This is a genomic window from Sorangium sp. So ce295 (genome assembly GCF_051527405.1).
GTDB classification, from domain to species: Bacteria; Myxococcota_A; Polyangia; order Polyangiales; family Polyangiaceae; genus Sorangium; species Sorangium cellulosum_B.
This window is the reverse complement of record NZ_CP150324.1, coordinates 12289818-12305545: the sequence shown is the minus strand read 5'-3', so window position 1 is coordinate 12305545 and position 15728 is coordinate 12289818. Positions and strand designations below refer to the sequence as shown.

Annotated in this window: 11 protein-coding genes; 2 read left to right on the top strand and 9 right to left on the bottom strand. The window is 69.0% G+C overall.

Annotated features, from left to right (window positions below):
• Positions 1–120 precede the first annotated feature (120 nt).
• From WMF11_RS46530 to WMF11_RS46515, 4 genes are all read right to left on the bottom strand, one after another.
• On the bottom strand, positions 121–606 hold the full coding sequence (locus WMF11_RS46530) for an SLATT domain-containing protein (RefSeq protein WP_437905501.1): 486 nt from the start codon (positions 604–606) through the stop codon (positions 121–123).
• A 563-nt stretch (positions 607–1169) separates the two neighbouring features.
• A complete protein-coding gene (locus tag WMF11_RS46525; protein WP_437975325.1) occupies positions 1170–2459 on the bottom strand; it encodes an outer membrane protein assembly factor BamB family protein in 1290 nt (429 codons plus the stop codon).
• A gap of 112 nt (positions 2460–2571) precedes the next feature.
• The gene (locus tag WMF11_RS46520) at positions 2572–3324 is read right to left on the bottom strand and encodes an SDR family oxidoreductase (RefSeq protein WP_437975324.1); all 753 of its coding nucleotides are present in this window, start codon (positions 3322–3324) and stop codon (positions 2572–2574) included.
• Positions 3325–3427: 103 nt separating this feature from the next.
• Positions 3428–4012, bottom strand: coding sequence for a TetR/AcrR family transcriptional regulator (locus WMF11_RS46515; RefSeq protein ID WP_437975323.1), 585 nt, complete (start codon positions 4010–4012; stop codon positions 3428–3430).
• Between the two features lie 649 nt (positions 4013–4661).
• Here WMF11_RS46515 and WMF11_RS46510 point away from each other — a divergent pair.
• Entirely contained in the window at positions 4662–7604 is a 2943-nt protein-coding gene (locus WMF11_RS46510; protein ID WP_437975322.1) for an SBBP repeat-containing protein, read from the top strand.
• 230 nt (positions 7605–7834) lie between these two features.
• Here the strand turns inward: WMF11_RS46510 and sigJ are convergent, their stop codons facing one another.
• From sigJ to WMF11_RS46485, 5 genes are all read right to left on the bottom strand, one after another.
• Positions 7835–8716 carry an RNA polymerase sigma factor SigJ gene (sigJ, locus tag WMF11_RS46505; protein WP_437975321.1) on the bottom strand — a complete coding sequence of 294 codons (882 nt, stop codon included), beginning with the start codon at positions 8714–8716 and terminating at the stop codon, positions 7835–7837.
• Between the two features lie 5 nt (positions 8717–8721).
• Positions 8722–9744, bottom strand: a complete 1023-nt coding sequence (locus tag WMF11_RS46500) for an NAD(P)H-dependent oxidoreductase (RefSeq protein ID WP_437975320.1) — start codon at positions 9742–9744, stop codon at positions 8722–8724.
• A 445-nt stretch (positions 9745–10189) separates the two neighbouring features.
• Entirely contained in the window at positions 10190–12709 is a 2520-nt protein-coding gene (locus tag WMF11_RS46495) for a S8 family peptidase (RefSeq protein ID WP_437975319.1), read from the bottom strand.
• Between the two features lie 3 nt (positions 12710–12712).
• Positions 12713–13696 carry an AAA family ATPase gene (locus WMF11_RS46490; RefSeq protein ID WP_437975318.1) on the bottom strand — a complete coding sequence of 328 codons (984 nt, stop codon included), beginning with the start codon at positions 13694–13696 and terminating at the stop codon, positions 12713–12715.
• On the bottom strand, positions 13693–13905 hold the full coding sequence (locus tag WMF11_RS46485) for a MerR family DNA-binding transcriptional regulator (RefSeq protein WP_437975317.1): 213 nt from the start codon (positions 13903–13905) through the stop codon (positions 13693–13695). Before WMF11_RS46485 ends, WMF11_RS46490 begins: the two co-directional genes overlap by 4 nt.
• 512 nt (positions 13906–14417) lie before the next feature.
• Here WMF11_RS46485 and WMF11_RS46480 point away from each other — a divergent pair.
• Positions 14418–15719, top strand: coding sequence for an L-fuconate dehydratase (locus WMF11_RS46480; RefSeq protein WP_437975316.1), 1302 nt, complete (start codon positions 14418–14420; stop codon positions 15717–15719).
• The last annotated feature ends 9 nt before the right edge of the window (positions 15720–15728 follow it).

The following is a 15728-nucleotide window of genomic DNA, read 5'->3' as shown; positions in this document are numbered from 1 at the left end:
CCGCAATAGACACGGCGCGCGGAGGAGATACAGCGCAGGAGCTCCCCGGCGCAAGCCCCGGCTCGGCTCGAAGCCGGAGCTCGTCGGGCTCGACGATATCGCGCGACCGCGACGATCTATCTACGCGTTACCACCCTCTGAGTCCGGAGCTCTTCGAAGCCTCGACTCCGTGAGCGCACCGATGTTTTCCGGGCTTGGCACCAAGGGGACCCATTGCTCATGGGAGAACATCACGATCTCGGCGACCCGCTTGGCGAGCAGGCGATCGCGGTCGGCCGCCCTTTCGAAGCCTGCGAATCCGAACGAATGCGCCGCCTGCAGATCCTCGATACGCCGCTGACACGTGCGGTACAGCGCCCAGAGCTGCTGAGGCTTTCTCAGCTGGAGCCATGTCGTCATCCCTGCTGCCAGCAGCGAGAGCAGCGACGGCGTCAGTTTGCTCAGCCAGAATCCCTCGCCGAGCATGACGAAGATCGGCGCCACCAACGTGCATGCAACAACGGCGGTGAAGCAGATCAACGCCTCGGCCTTGTTGTGATTCGCCTTTCTTTCGAAGTGTAGACGCCATTTCCCTGCATAGCGTACCGCGTCAATCTCGTCAGACATGGTGATTCGAATCTTTGCTGTCTAGTAGAGAGCGCTTCCAGCTCGCCGCCAAGTAGTGCACCCGAGGGGTGCGGTCGAGGCTACGTGCACCTCCGACGGTGGATCAAGTCGGCCCCCAGCATCGTCGACCGTGGCGAGAGCCGCAAGGGGTCGCGCCCGGGCGATGGCCGGGCGCTCACGGATGGCCGTCTCTTGCTGGACGGCCACGACATCCGTTGCGGGACGAGGTTAAAAGCTGGATCTTCACGGTCGTCGCCCGCACGTGTCCAGTGAAGCACTGTAAGGGGGCAGGAAGGTCGACCGTTCGCCCGGGATGCATACGAGCTTGGGTCGAGGAGTTGGTCGTCTCGTCATCGCGATCGCCGCGCTGCTGGCCGCGTGCGTGGCCGGCACGTGCCTGGCCGCGCCGCAGCCAGGCCCCTGATGGGAACAGGTAACCGGCGCCGCGCGGACGGTCACGACGCCCTTGGCTGGGCGGTTACATCCGGAGCGCTTCAGCACGCAATGACTGCGCGCGGGGGATTTCAGGGCGGTGCGGCGCGCGGCGACGGCCGGCACAACCTTCACTGCCTCGCGCCGGTCATCGCGGCGTCCACCGGCCTCGTGCCGGCCGCCGCGGCCTCCGCTGGCTTCGCGCCGATCGACGGGGCGGCGAGCCCGTCGGCCTGCACCATACACGCCTGGATCGGCCGGCCGAGCGACGCGCGCCCCGCCACGGCCCCGCGCTGCGCTTCGAGGAACGAGATCCCGCCGCGCGCGTCGCACAGCGCGAAGCCGCCCGCGTAGGCGGCGCCGCCGAGGAAGTCGGCCTCGCCGGCGTGCGCCCAGGCGAGCGCGCCGGAGCGCGCGTCGAGGCCGACCGCGGCCCGGTAGTACGTCGCCACGTAGCGCTCCGCCTCGATGCCCGGCGGGCCGGCCGGCCGGGGGCGGGCGTAGAGCCGCGCCCTGTCCTCGGCCGAGGCGACCGGCGCGAGCACCTCGGTCCCGGCGGTCATCCAGACCGGCGCCCCGGGCAGCTCGCGCGCCGGCAGCCGCGCGGTCGACGCGCGCCCGGCCGCGCCGAGCCCGATCGAGGCGTCGAACCGCGTCGCCGCCTCGCCGCCGAAGAAGACCGCCCCGCCGAGCAGGAAGGCGCGGCTCACCTCGGTGCGGAGCAGCGCCCGCGCCACCTCGCCGCCGGTCTGCAGGTCGAACACCGTGACGTAGCGCCCCTGCCAGGGCAGGAACGCGTAGCGCCCCACGACCGCGGGCACGCCGATGGCGGCGGAGTCCTCGATCTGGCGCAGCACGAACCCCTCGCGGCTCACCGCGAGCACGACGCTCGTGGTGCCGGTGGTCGACACGAGCGAGACCACGGTGGTCTCGCCGTCGTCGCCCGCGCCGCGGAGCCTGCCGCCGGCGCGCCGCGTCCAGAGCAGCTCCCCGGTGCGGGCGTCGAGGGCGAACAGCTCGCCCCGGCCGAGCCCGACGACGACGCTCCCCGCGACGGCCGGGCGCGCGTCGAGCGGGTGCGCGAAGGTCCACGCCGGGCCGCCGTCGAGCGGCACCCCGACGAGCTCGGACGCCCCCGCGCCGGCGACGACGCCGACCGCCACGTCGGCGCCGAGGGGGACGCGCCTGCCCGCGAACCGCTGCTGGAAGGCCGCGATGCCCGCGCCGCCGTCGTCCTTCCAGCGCGGGTCGAACGCCTCGCCCTGCGTCTGGCCGCCGCCGCAGGCCACGGACAGGGACGCGAGCGCAGCGCACACCGGGACGAGCAGCGCGCGGGCGCGGGCGGCGGCGCAGCGCGGGCGCGGGGCTCGCCCGCGGGCCGAGGCCGGAACAGCCCTGTTCGAATCGATGATCTCAGGCACCTGCGTCCACGTTCCGGCGACCCCCCGCATGCGATGTGTTCCTGCGCCGGTCGTAGCGTGGCTTCGGCTCACCGAGCAAGCGAGGCGGGCTTCTGCGAGCAGCGCCGGCAGCTCACGCCGAGAAGGCGCCGTCGATCGTCAGGCTCACGCCGTTGATGTAGGTCGACTCGGGCCGGGCCAGGTACGTCACGAACCGCGCGATCTCGTCGGGGTCGGCGATGCGCTTCTCGGGGCTCAGGTTGCGCACCCAGTCGACGTGCGGGCCGTCGGCCGGCATCATGTCGGTCGTCGTCGGGCCAGGCTGGACGTTGATGACCGAGATGCCGCGCGGGGCGAAATCCAGCGCCAGCCCGCGCACCAGACGGGCGACCGCGGCCTTCGTCATCCCGTACACGGCCGAGCCGGCGAGCATCGCGCGCTCGGCGATGTTGCTGCCGATGACGACGATCTTCCCGCCGCGCGAGAGGTGGTTCGCCGCGGCCTTGGCGGCGACGAACACGCCGCGCACGTTGACGGCGAGCATCCTGTCGAAGTCCTCGAGGCGGTATTCGTCCGCATTGCCGAAGATCAGGATGCCGGCGTTGTTCACGAGGACGTCGAGCCCGCCGAGCGCCCTCGCCCCCTCGGCGATCGCGCGCTCGAGCGCGCTCGCGTCGGCGCTGTCGGCCTGAAGGGCGATGGCGCGCCCGCCCTCGGATTCGACGGCCGCGACGAGCTCTCGCGCTCGGTCCGGCCGGCTCACGTAGGTGAAGGCGACCGCCGCGCCCTCCCGCGCGAGGCGCTTCACGATGGCCGCGCCGATGCCGCGCGATCCGCCGATGACGATCGCCTTCTTCCCTGCGAGCGGCTTGATGTCGTTGTTCATGTCGATCTCCTTTGCGTCGTTGGCTGCTGTGCTTCGGTTTACTTGAACGATCAGTCAAAAATAGCGCGCAGCAAGGGCGAGGCCCTGAGCGGCCGCCGCGCGATCAGCGCGGGCGCAGGCTCTGGACCGCGAAGGCCGCGACGTCGCGGAGGGCGTCTGTCGATGCGCCGGCCTTGGCCTGCACCTTCATCCCGCCGAGCGTTGTCGCGAGGAAGCGAGCGGCCGCGCGGCTGTCGACCGCGCAGCCGATGTCCCCCTTCGCCTTGCCGTCGTCGATGACGTCCTTGAGCACGGTCTCCAGCAGCGCGACGCTTGTCGCGGTGAGCGCGCGCACCTCGTCGTCCTCGCGGGCGAGCTCGCAGACGGCGTTCACGACCATGCAGCCGCGGGAGCGCGCCGCGCCGTGCTCCTCGGCGAGGTCGATGAGGACACGCTCGAGCGCCGCGAGCGCGGTCGGTCCGGCCCGGAGCGCCTTGACCACCGAGGCGATGCTGTCGGCGTTGTAGGCGCGGAGCGCCTCGAGGAACAGCCGCCGCTTGTCGCCGAACGTGTCGTAGAGGCTCTGTCGGCCGATCCCCATGGCACGCACGAGATCCTCGGTCGAGGTGCCGGCGAAGCCCTTCTCCCAGAAGACCGGGATGGCGCGCCGGAGCACCTCGTCACGATCGAACTCCTTGGGCCGGCCCACGGAGAGAGCATGACCGTTCTGGACTGACAGGTCCAGAAAAAAGAGCAGGGACCAGCCGAGGACGCCCCATGGGCGTCCAGCTGCGGATGGGGGCCGCCATAGAGCCCGCGTCCCTGGATGAAGCGCTGCGTCCCTGGGTGACGAGCACGCTGCCGCATGTGCCCCCTGCACGGAGGCGGAACAATCCCGTCCCTGGAGCGGCGCTCACCTGCGCGCGGTACGGGCTCAGCCGAGGAGCTCGGCCTGCGGCTAGGTGGTGCAGATCTGAAGCTTGAAAGGTCAGGCATGCTCGTTGCTCATGACGCCCGCACCCCCGCGACCCCCGCGAGAATCGGAGCGCGATGAGGGGCTATCCGGAAGCTCTGAGCTTTCGGCGGCGAGGAACGCGCGCTCGTCCAGGACCGGCAGCGTCAGGGCCGGGCGCGCGACCTCACACACGCTGGATAGTACAGAGGCCACCAGCAAAGAGAATGAATCATCGGTTTCTCCCAGCCTCAGGGCCATTGGTGGTGGGGTCATTTGAACATGAAGGCGGGAAGAAAATCATCAATGATCTTCCCGCCTTCCCGCCTTCATGTGACATCTCTCTGGGCAAATGCGCCCACCACCGGGCCATTCGAGTTCGCATCATTCACTGCGAGGTTCAAGCATGAAACGATTTCATTGTGAGACGCTCTCCGTGTGCATCCTGGCAGCGGGCGTCGCCGCTTGCAGCGGCTCGACCGGCGATCCGCTGCCGGTGGGCTCGACGAGAGGCTCCCAGCCCGACCAGGCTGCGCCGATCTCCTCCGGGGACGACGGCTCCGGAGCGGAGGGGGATGATCTCGCCCCCGCCGGGGAGCTGAACGACGATACCAGCGCGACCGAGGAGGAGCTGAGGCCCAAGGAGGACGACTCCCCCCTGTCCACCCTCCCGTTCGACTCCACGCGGAGAGATAGCCCGAAGGGCCTCCCGCTCCCCTTGCAAAACGTGACCTGCCCCAGCTTCGAGGGATTCACGTGGCATGACGAGACTCCCACGACCGGCGCCGACCTCGGGAACGCGGTCGCCGCGTCCTGCGACGCCGTCTACCAGGTCGGGTCCACCACCGGGGCCATCTCGGGCGAGGTGAACAGCGGCGCGAGTGACGCCTTCATCCGCAAGGTCGGGCAGGACGGGAACCTGGTGTGGGGCGCGCAGATCGGCACGTCGACGAACGACCAGGCGACGGGCGTCGCCGTCTCCTCGGCCCAGTGCCCCACGAGCGGCAACGAGTCGCTCTACGTGGTCGGCCACACGAGCGGCGCGATCGAAGCCGGCCAGCACGAGGGAGCTTCGGACGCCTTCCTCGTCAAGCTGAACGCAAACGGGACCGAGGCGTGGCGGCGCCAGTTCGGTACGGCTGTGGTGGATCAAGCGTGGTCCGTGGCCCACGCGCCTGACGGCAGCGTCTACGTGGTGGGCTCCACAGGCGGGAATCTCGCCGGGGTGAACCCGCCGCCGACGAGCGGCACGACGTCGCTGTTCGTGGCGAAGTATTCGGCGAGCGGCGATCCTGTCTGGACCAGGCAGCTCGGAGTGAACAACAAAACGACCATCGCGCGCGGCGTGTCCGTCGGAGCCGATGGGCAGGTCTACGTCGCCGGTTACACCAGCGGCGCGCTGGCAGGCCAACCGTACGCGGGCGGCAGCGCTGACGTCTTCGTCGCCCGCTACAGCGACAGCGGTGCTCTGGGCGGGGTGGCTCTCCTCGGCACGAACGTCCAGGACCAGGCGTTCAGCCTGACCACTGCGGTGGAGTCGGGTCAAACCGTCGTCTACGTCTCCGGCACGACGAACGGGAACTTCCCCCCTTATGCCTCTTCGACGGCGTATGACGCCTTCCTCGCCAAGCTGGACGCGAGCCTCACGACGCAATGGATCCGGCAGACAACGGCGAGCGAGAACGTCTCCGCTACGTCGGTGGCCGTCATCGGTGAATCTGTCGTGTTGACCGGCCAGACCTCCCGCGACATCGACTCCGACGCGTCCCTCGGGAGCGCGGACATGTACCTGCGCGAGTACAGCACGGCGGGGGCACACCTGCGCACCGACTACATCGGCACGAACGCGACGGAGGCGGGACAAGGCGTCGCCGTCGATCCGAGGGGCAACGTCTTCCTGACGGGCAGGACGGACGCGCCGTTCTGCGGTCATTCCTTCGGCGGCGGTGGCAGCGACGCCCTCCTCGTCAAGGTCATGAAGGGGTGCCACGTGGACACCGCTGATTCGTCCTGCAAGTCCGCCGTGTGCTCGGGAGACCCCCATTACGTCAGCTTCGATAATGTCGCCTTCGACTTCCAGGGGGAGGGCGACTTCGTGATGGCGACCAGCACGGCCACTCCCGATCTGGAGATCCAGATCCGGCAGTGCCCCGTGTCGCCGGGCGTCTCGACCGGCCGGGCCGTGGGCGCGCGCATCGCGGGTGATCTCGTGGAGTTCCACGCGAACGGCGCGCTCTACTTGAACGGGCAACCGGCGACGGTGCCGTCGAGCGGCGCGCTCGCGCTCGCCGGCGGCGGGAGCGTCTACCAGTCCGCGAGCGGCAGGACCGTGCTGGCCTGGCCGACGGGAGAGCGGCTGGCGGTGCGTCCGAGGAGCTATGTCCTCGGCTTGTACCTGGACATGCTCTTCCTCGTCCCGCCGGCCAGCGTGGGCAACATGGTCGGCCTCTTCGGGAACGCCGATAACGACCCGACCAACGAGTTCATGATGGCCCGGAACGGCAGCGTGCTGAGCAGCGCACTGACGTTCCACGAGATGTACCAGGACACGAACAGCTACGCAGACGTCTGGCGGGTGGGCGCCGCCCCGGGCGACGTCGCGCTCATCCAGCAGGGCACGCCGTGCGGCGGTACGGCCGGTCCCGGGCAGCCAGTGTGGCTCAACGACCTGACCCCCGCGCAGAGGGCCGCGGGCGAGCTGGCCTGCGCCGGCATCGCCGACGAGGTCATCAAGCAGACGTGCATCCTCGACGTGGGCCTCACCGGCGACTCGACCTTCGCGGACTCGGCCCAGGAGGCCGCCACGGATCTCGCGAACCACGGGCAGGGCGGGCCGGTCATCAACAGCCCCCGTAGCGTCTACTTCAATCAATTCACCGGATCCATCGGCCAGGAGTGGGCGTCCATCGTCACCAGCGTCACCCCGCTCGGAGACCGCACCTTCCTGGGGCAGTTCGGCAACGAGACGGCGCACCTGACGCTCGACGATCTCGCCCCCCACACCGAGCTGACCGTCAGCTTCGACCTCTACCTCGTCAACGCTTGGGATGGCGATGGCCCCTTTGGCCCCAGCGTCTGGGCCGCCTCCGCGGACGGCGTCGAGCTGCTCAGCGAGTCCTTCTCCAACACCATGAGCTCCCAGAGCTATCCGCTGGACGGGAGCCTGGCCGGGGCGGGAGCGCTCGAGGTGAACACCCTCGCCTATCCGTACGGCGATTCCGTGTACCGCATGAAGCTGGTCTTCCCGCACTCCGCGCCCGACCTCGCGCTCGACCTGTCCGCGACGGGGCTGACCGGCCTCTTCGATGAGGGCTGGGGCGTGACCAACTTCGAGGTCCAGGGGCGCTGACGTTCGCCGAAATAGCCGTGAAATAGTGAGGGGGGGTTGAGAGGAACGAGGATGCGACGCACCGCCTCTGGGTCCGTGATCGTGGAGAGCGCGCGCATCCTCCGTTCGCACCTCGGGCATCGCAAAGCGTTGAATCCGAGGGTGCGTTTCATGAGCACGGCCCCCGCACGCATCCTCTCCTCTCGGTCAGCCGCTGCTCTCCAGCCCCTCCCCCGCCGGGCCCGCGCCGCTCAGCCAGCCTCCGCCAGGAAGGCTGCGAGCTTCTCCGGGTTGCGGTGGGCATAGACCCCTCGAATCACGCCCTCGTCGACGCTCACGCTCACGGCGGCGATCAGCCGATCTCCGTCGTGGACCAGGAGCCCGGGGGAGCCGTTGAACCACCGCACCACGAAGCGGTAGCGGCCATCGGGGTGCGCGGCGGCGCTCCAGACGCGGGCGAAGAAGGTGCTCACCGCGTCCGCGCCGCGGAGCACATGGGTCACCGTCTCGGCCTTGCCGCCCCCGTCCGCGTGGAGCTCCACGCCCTCGGCGAGCAGGCCGCGGAGCTCGTCGACCTGGCCAGCGCGGGCGGCGTTCAGGAACGCGGTCAGGAGGCGCTGGTGCTCGGTGGACGACGCCGCGAACTTCGGCCGCGCGTCGCGGACCCGCGCGCGGGCGCGGGAGGCGAGCTTCCGGCACGCCGCGCTCTCCTTGCCGAGCAGGGTGGAGATCTCGTCGAAGCTGTAGCCGAACACGTCATGCAGCAGGAACGCGGCGCGCTCCTTCGGCGTCAGCCGCTCGAGGGCGTGCATCAACGCCACCGAGACGGTCTCGTCGATCTGCGGCTCCTCGTCGGGGCTCCGCGTCCCCTCCATCAACGGCTCCGGCAGCCATGTGCCCACGTACGTCTCTCTCCGGGAACGCGCCGATTGCAGCGTGTTCAGCGCGATTCGGCTGCACACCGTGACGAGCCACGCGCGCGGGTCGCGGATCGGGTCGATGTCTGTCTGGCTCCACTTCAAGAACGTCTCCTGCACGATGTCGAGGGCGTCGGCGCGCGTGCCGAGCATCCGGTAAGCGAGCCCCTCGAGGAGGGGGCGATGGCTCTCGAAAAGACGCGTTCGGTGATCCATGACGGTTACTCGATGGCGTTGGACATCAGCACGGCGAAGCGCCAGCCCTGCGCCGTCCGCCGGAAGACATGCGTGTACTTCTGCCGCGCGGCGAAGACGCCCGCGGCCCCGCCGCGCCGCATGGCCACCTCTTGCCGGCCCACCTCGACGGCCAGGTCGCCGCTCCGCTCGATCCGCTCCGGCGTCTTCCTGAACGACGCGAAGCTCGCGCTCCGGAAGAGCTCCGCCTCGCACGCGAGGAACCGCTCGCGGCCGGAGACGACCTCGTGCCCCGGGATCAGGAGCTGAATGTCGTCGGTGCAAAGCGCTGCGTAGGCCTCCGCGTCGCCCCGCTGGATGGCAGCGGCCTGCGCGGCCCGCAGCCCGCCGATCTGCCGGCGATCTTCCTCGGTGAACGGCCCGAGACACACCGGCTCTCCAGGAGAGGCGAAGAGACGGTCGATCTCGGCCCGCGCGCACGCGACGCGACGCGACCGAGTGGCCTCGTCTCCGCTCATCCCCTCCAGCGAGATCACGTCGACCTTCGTGACGCCGATGAAGGCCAGAATCGCCCGCAGCGTGCGGGTCTGAAGCTCGTCCTCGGCGGCGGGCGAGGCGACGCCGCCGCGCGCCGTCACGACGGACGCCGACTTGCTGGTGAGGAGGCCCACGTAGCGCCCTTCTACCTGTGCAAACGTACGGTCATTGCGGATGACGTGATCGAAGTAGGCCTTGAGGGTCGATGGCAGCGTGAGGTTGTACAGCGGGCTGCTGATCAGCAGGTGATCGGCCGAGCTCAGCTCATCGATCAAGGCGTCGGACAGCACGAGGCCCTCGGGCGGCGGCCCCCCGGAAGGCGGCGGGGTCGCGAGAAATGCAGCGATGGTCGCGGCGTCGAGGTGCGGCACCGGATACCGGGCGAGGTCGCGAACGATGACGCGGCCTCCCGGATTCGATTCTGTCCAGCGTACCTGGAAATAGTCCGCCACGCTCCGCGAGATCGACCCTTGCGTACGGGCGCTTGCATCGATTCTGAGCAGTCTCTTCATGTCCTCTCCGGGTGGGGTCCGCTCCCAGGACAAGGCAGCCCCCCGGAATGTGACCGCCGGCGCAGCACGGGCCTGAGTCTGGCGCGGCCAGGGAGCCGGGTGGATGCGCACTCCGGCCGTCCGATCGCGACGGCGAGGCCGCGCGCCGGCGGCGCGGATGGCTCGTCGGGGGGCGCTCGGGGCGTGGGTGAGGCGGGCGGCCGGCCGACAGCGCGCGGCGCGCAGGCGACGGCCGGAAGCGCCCGGGGGGATGAGAGCGAGCGACCAGGCGCCGTAGCGTTCAACAGGTGGAAACAGCCGCCCGTCTTCCTCGACGAGGAGTTCCGCCTTCCGGGCCATGCTGAGGATCTCTGTTTCAGCGATGGGGTTGTTCGTCTTGGCCGACACAACGTCGTGCCAGTTGATGGAACTGATGGTGTTAGCTACCGGCGCATGAATCTCCACATCACACTTCGACGGCGATTGTTGCCTCGACCTTCGATTTGATGGCCGCGTAGACGTCAGGGCCGAACACGGACACGACGAGTGAAAACTTGATGTCCTGCCACTTTAGCGCCTTGCGCTGGTCCCACCAGCCGAGCACCGGCACGATCGCGATCAGCTTGTCGCCAACCAGCGCCGACATCTTCCCACGCCACCGATCGCTCTGCACAGTTCCGCGGCTACGACGCTCGATGCCCACGTCCCAGTCGAACGACTTGGTCTTTTCGATCTTGAGTCGCTTGCCGTCTGCACCCGTCGGACGCTTCAGCGCGTTGATCCGCTGAATGAACGCGTCGGCGCTCTCTTGCGGGCCCTGCATGTCCCACTTCAGGTCGAGTCCGTTGTACGTGCGCCGTCCGAACTTGTTGGGCTCGGTGAAGTACGAGAGAGTGATGCGCAGCTCGACGTCGGGGTCTGCATCGCTGAGCAGGCTCTCGGGGAGCGGCAATCGGTACAGCTTCACCTTCCGGCGAACCCTCCGCTCCGTCGTCTTCGTCGTGGCCCGCTTCGGCGGCGTCTTCTTCGGCTCTTCCTCGATGACGGCATTCGGCATCGAGTCTTCGACCACGATCGTCGCCACGCCCTGGGCGCACTCCGAGGCAAGCCGCTCGCTCGGCACACCGTAGCCGCACGCTTGGAGCCGATCGTTCAGGCCGGGGAAGTCTCCGACCATCGCCTTCGTCCAGCTCGCGGAGTGAACGATGAGCCCACGCACGGTCTCGGGACGAAGCTTCGGCTCGAGCGACCAGATGTGCGCGGCGAGGTGCGCCGCACGCGCGCTCGCCTCGCTCGTCATCGACATCAACCCTATCGGCCTGCCATGCGTGTGCCGATGGCTGGTGGTGAGCGCCGAGAGCGTGGGCACGGTCGAGTCGGGGAGCGTCCCGGAGATCGCCAGGTTGCCGCCCTCGATCACGACGTCTGGTTTGATGGGCCACTCGTTGCCGACGAGCCCCGTGCTCGTGTACGGCGAGATGCCCCCCGGCTTCGTCGCAACGACGCGAGCCTCGGCGTAGTCCTTGTCGTTCGGCAGCTCGACACGCGCCGTGAACGCACCTACCGTCAGCGCGTTGGATGCCTGCGCGGGCTGGTGAATCTTCTCCGAGAGCTGGAGCTGCGGGTGCTGCTCGGCGAGCGCGAGCCACTGCGCGTCGCGCGCGTTGCCCGCCGACACGATCATCAATCGTCCGTACCCCCCGCGGAACGCGAGCTGGTCCACCGCCTGGCTCCACAGCGTTGGCGCGAGTCCGTCGAGCGGCGGATCCTGCATTGACCGCGTCACCGCGAGCACGAAAGCACGGTTACGAGGACGAGGGTCGGCGTTCTCCGCAGATCGCACCGCGCGCTCCGTCAGGACGGGCCACTTTTCATAGTTCTCGTCGGCGGCCGTACCGTATCCCGGCGCGATCAAGAGCCGGCTGCTCTGCAGCCAGTGCGTGGCGTCAGCGCTTCCGCGCTCGACGGCTGCGCCGACGTCTCGGTACAGCGCCAGCCCCGCCATCTTCGTGCCGTGCCCGTAGGTGTCCTCGGGCGACGGGATCTCGGGACCGGCCGTCGTCGCTGTCAGGATCGCCGACTTCAGGAGTGGGTGCCCCGTGGCGATGCCTGTGTCGAGGACGACGACGGACGGGGCGTTTTCATGAGGCTGCCGGAGCGCGAAGTCGGCGACGTCCTTGGTGGAGAGGTCGTCAAGCAGCTTCAGATCGCGGAGGGGCTGCGGGGCGAGCTCGACTTCGTAGATGCAGTCGGTCGCCTTGCGCAGCTCATCCAGCTGCGCGCGCGTCAGCCGAACGAAGAAGTAGAGCTGCTCGGGGCCGAGGAAGTCGTCGAGCTTCTGGGGCGCGCCAAGCCGATGGAGCTGCCGAGCGATCTGCGCGCGGCTGTTGTCGGTGTCCTCGGCGCGATTCCGGTACCCGCCACGACAGCCGATCTCAAACCAGCACGGGCGATCGGCGGGCGGCGCTTCAGCCCGGAGCTGCGCGCCGCTGATGTCCTCGAGTTCCGCGAGCCCGATGCTTCCCACGGGCGCGATCGCTCGCTCGTTGCTACGCTGGGTGGTGACCGTGCCGTCCTTCGCGGTCCTGGTCTTCACCTTTGCGTCGTCGGCGAACGCATCAAGCTTCTTCCGCAGGTGCTCAAGGTCCGCGTTGGCGACGTCGAGAAGGACGGTGCCTGAGTCCGGCATGACACCCACGAGCCGGGCGTCGGCGCGAGAGTCATCAAGCTGGTCTGGTGCGAGCTGCGCGTTGGGTGCTGGCCGCACGGCGACGATCTCGCGCTTCGCCAGCTCGTCTCGCGCTATCTCGGCGCGCGCCTTCACCTGCTGCGTGATGGCGTCGAGCTGCTGCAGCAGCGTCGTCCGGTGCGCCTTCGGGTCGAGCGACGGCATCGCGGGCGGCACGCCGCCGCCGCCCTGCGGCGCTTCGTAGGTGTCCACCGAGGTGATTCGCCCTCGGAGGAGAGGGAGCCGTGTGTCGGCCATTGGTTATCTCCTGACCGGTACGTCGCGTCTCTTCAGCTCCTCCAGCGCCAGGACAACATCACGCTCGGAGATCTCTCCGCGATCATCGAGGGCCATCGTGCGGACCGCATCATCACAGGCGCGTGCAACGTCCGCAAAGCTCCATCCCTCTGCGTTGGCCGCGAGGTGGTTGGCGGCTTCGTCGGAGAGGCCCACCGTCGAGAGCCGCAGCTTCATCAGCTCGGTGATCTGCTCGCGCGGCGGCTTGTCGAAGGGGACGATCACGTCGAAGCGCCGGAACACGGCACGGTCTAAGAGCTCGACGTGGTTCGTCGCGGCGACGAGGATGCTTCCGCTCATGTCGGCGTCAACGAGCTGCAGGAATGCGGTGACGACGCGGTTCATCTCGCCGACGTCCTGGGAGTCGCCACGCGCCTTCGCGACAGAGTCGAACTCGTCGAAGAGGTACACGCCCGGGCGGTGCGGCATTTCCGCGAAGATCGCGCGGAGCTGCACGGCCGTGGCCCCGAGGAAGCGCGAGAACAGCGCATCGAAGCGCACGGTCATCAGCGGCAGCCCCATCTCGCCAGCGAGCACGGCGGCGGCGAGGGTCTTTCCGCAGCCGGGCGCGCCGTGGAACAGCAGGCGGCGACGCGGCGAGACGCCGAACCGCTCGAGCCTCGCGCGTGACCGGTTCTCGGAGATGACCCGCTTGAGCGTCTCTTCGGCCTCTGGACGCAACACGATGTCACGGAGGCGCTCCTCACGGTGGCCGCCCTCGAGGATGTCCGCGAGATCGCCACGTGGTGCGGCGATGTCCACGACGCGCCCGTGCTTGCGGGTGCTTGTCGCGGGCATCTTGGCGATGATCGACCGGATCTCCTCCGCGACGCGCACGTGGCCCGCGGTGCTCTCGGCCGCAGCAAGCTGCAGCGCCGCCTTGCGGAACGACGACTCGTCGCCGTCCGCGTGGGACTGCAGCAGCAGCTTGAGGATGTCGGCCTTCACGACGCTTTCTCGGATCCCGAGTGGATCTGCCTCCGTAGCTCCAAAACCTGGCGGCGAAGGTACAGCCGGTAGCCGTTCATCGGGTGACGTTTCGCCCGCAGTTTCCCAGCTTTGTCCCAGCGCCGAAGGGTCTGCTCGCTCACGTCGAGCAGCTCGGCGGCGGCCTTGATCGTCAGCACCTCGTCCTCGTGGTGTTCGGGTCTCCCCATCGCGCTAAGCTTATACAACCTTGATCGTGGGGACAAGCACCAGGTTGCCTGTGTCGTTTGGTTCGTCACGGTCGATCTCGTGTCCCGTTTCGGCGGAGAACGCCGCATTTCCCCCGAAAGGACACCGTCACGCCCAAGCCCCGCAGCAAGAAACCCCCGAGCCAGCTCGACGCCGTTGGCCTCCCGCCACTTCCGCCCACGCTCGCAGAGGCGGAGCGCGCTTCATCGAGCCCGTGCTCGGTCGCCTCCTCGACGCGCCGAAGCCGTCCAGGACCGCCGGGAAGGAGGTGCGGATGGTGAAGCGAACGGAACTTGCTCGCTGGATGAGCTACCTCCGCGTGAGCGGATAGGAAGCCTCCGCCGCTCGCCCGGATCCGCCTTGCACCGCGCGTGCCCCTGCCGCACGAGCCGGTCGATCAGGCGCGTGCGGTCGTGCTCGGCCGGGCTCCGCCGGCATCTGACACACGAGGCTATGCGCGCTGTCCGGCGTAGTCCACACGAAGGGGGACCCCATGTCCGTGTGCATCACCGATGTCATCGCCCGCGACATCCGCTTTCCGACCTCGCGCTCTCTCGCCGGCTCGGACGCCATGAACCCGAGGCCGGACTACTCGGCGGCCTACGTCGTGCTCGAGACCGATGGCCCGGAGCGAACCGAGGGGCATGGCCTGACCTTCACGATCGGCCGTGGAAACGAGCTCTGCGTGGCGGCGATCGACGCGCTCCGCCCCCTGCTCGTGGGCAGGCGCGTCGACGCCATGACGGCCGACATGGGCGCTTTCTGGGACGAGATCACCGGCGACAGCCAGCTCCGCTGGGTCGGCCCGGAGAAGGGGATCATCCACCTGGCGACGGCCGCCGTCGTCAACGCCGCCTGGGATCTGTGGGCGAAGACCGCGGGCAAACCGCTCTGGAAGCTGCTCGTGGACATGACCCCGGAGGAGCTCGTCCGCTGCGTCAGCTTCCGCTACATCACGGATGTGCTGAGCCCCGAGGAGGCGCTCGAGATCCTCCGCCGGAACGCGCCTACCCGCGCGGCGCGGGAAGACGAGATGCGGCAGCACGGCTTTCCCGCCTACACGACGTCGGCAGGGTGGATCGGCTATTCCGACGACAAGCTGCGCCAGCTCTGCCGCGAGGCGCTCGCGCGCGGCTTCTCGCATTTCAAGATCAAGGTCGGCGCGAGCATCGATGACGACGTCCGCCGGGCGCAGATCATCCGGGAGGAGATCGGGGCGCAGCGCCGGCTCATGATGGATGCCAACCAGGTGTGGGACGTGGGCCAGGCCATCGCCAGCATGCGGCGCCTCGCCGCGTTCGATCCCTGGTGGATCGAGGAGCCCACGAGCCCCGACGACATCCTCGGCCACGCCGCGATCGCCAGGGCGATCGCGCCGATCGGCGTGGCGACGGGGGAGCACACCCACAATCGCGTCATGTTCAAGCAGATGTTCCAGGCGAACGCGATCCGGTTCTGCCAGGCGGACGGCGCCCGGCTGGGCGGCGTCAATGAGGTGCTCGCCGTGCTGCTCATGGCGGCCAAGTTCGGCGTCCCGGTCTGCCCTCACACCGGCGGGGTCGGCCTCTCTGAGATCATGCAGCACATCTCGCTCTTTGACTACATCTCCGTGAGCGCGTCGCTCGAGGATCGCATCCTGGAGCACGTGGATCACCTCCACGAGCACTTCGTCGATCCGGTCGTCGTCCAGGCTGGCCGGTACATGCCGCCCACCGCGCCGGGGTACAGCACCGCCATGCGGCCCGAGTCGCTCGATCAGTTCGAGTTTCCGACCGGCGCGGCGTGGGCGAGGTGAGCGTCCAGA

What these genes read in the sequence shown, in the direction of transcription:
- WMF11_RS46530 (WP_437905501.1), bottom strand. Translation starts at nt 606, where the DNA reads ATGTCTGACGAGATTGACGCGGTACGCTATGCAGGGAAATGGCGTCTA.
- WMF11_RS46520 (WP_437975324.1), bottom strand. Translation starts at nt 3,324, where the DNA reads ATGAACAACGACATCAAGCCGCTCGCAGGGAAGAAGGCGATCGTCATC.
- WMF11_RS46510 (WP_437975322.1), top strand. Translation starts at nt 4,662, where the DNA reads ATGAAACGATTTCATTGTGAGACGCTCTCCGTGTGCATCCTGGCAGCG.
- sigJ (WP_437975321.1), bottom strand. Translation starts at nt 8,716, where the DNA reads ATGGATCACCGAACGCGTCTTTTCGAGAGCCATCGCCCCCTCCTCGAG.
- WMF11_RS46500 (WP_437975320.1), bottom strand. Translation starts at nt 9,744, where the DNA reads ATGAAGAGACTGCTCAGAATCGATGCAAGCGCCCGTACGCAAGGGTCG.
- WMF11_RS46495 (WP_437975319.1), bottom strand. Translation starts at nt 12,709, where the DNA reads ATGGCCGACACACGGCTCCCTCTCCTCCGAGGGCGAATCACCTCGGTG.
- WMF11_RS46485 (WP_437975317.1), bottom strand. Translation starts at nt 13,905, where the DNA reads ATGGGGAGACCCGAACACCACGAGGACGAGGTGCTGACGATCAAGGCC.
- WMF11_RS46480 (WP_437975316.1), top strand. Translation starts at nt 14,418, where the DNA reads ATGTCCGTGTGCATCACCGATGTCATCGCCCGCGACATCCGCTTTCCG.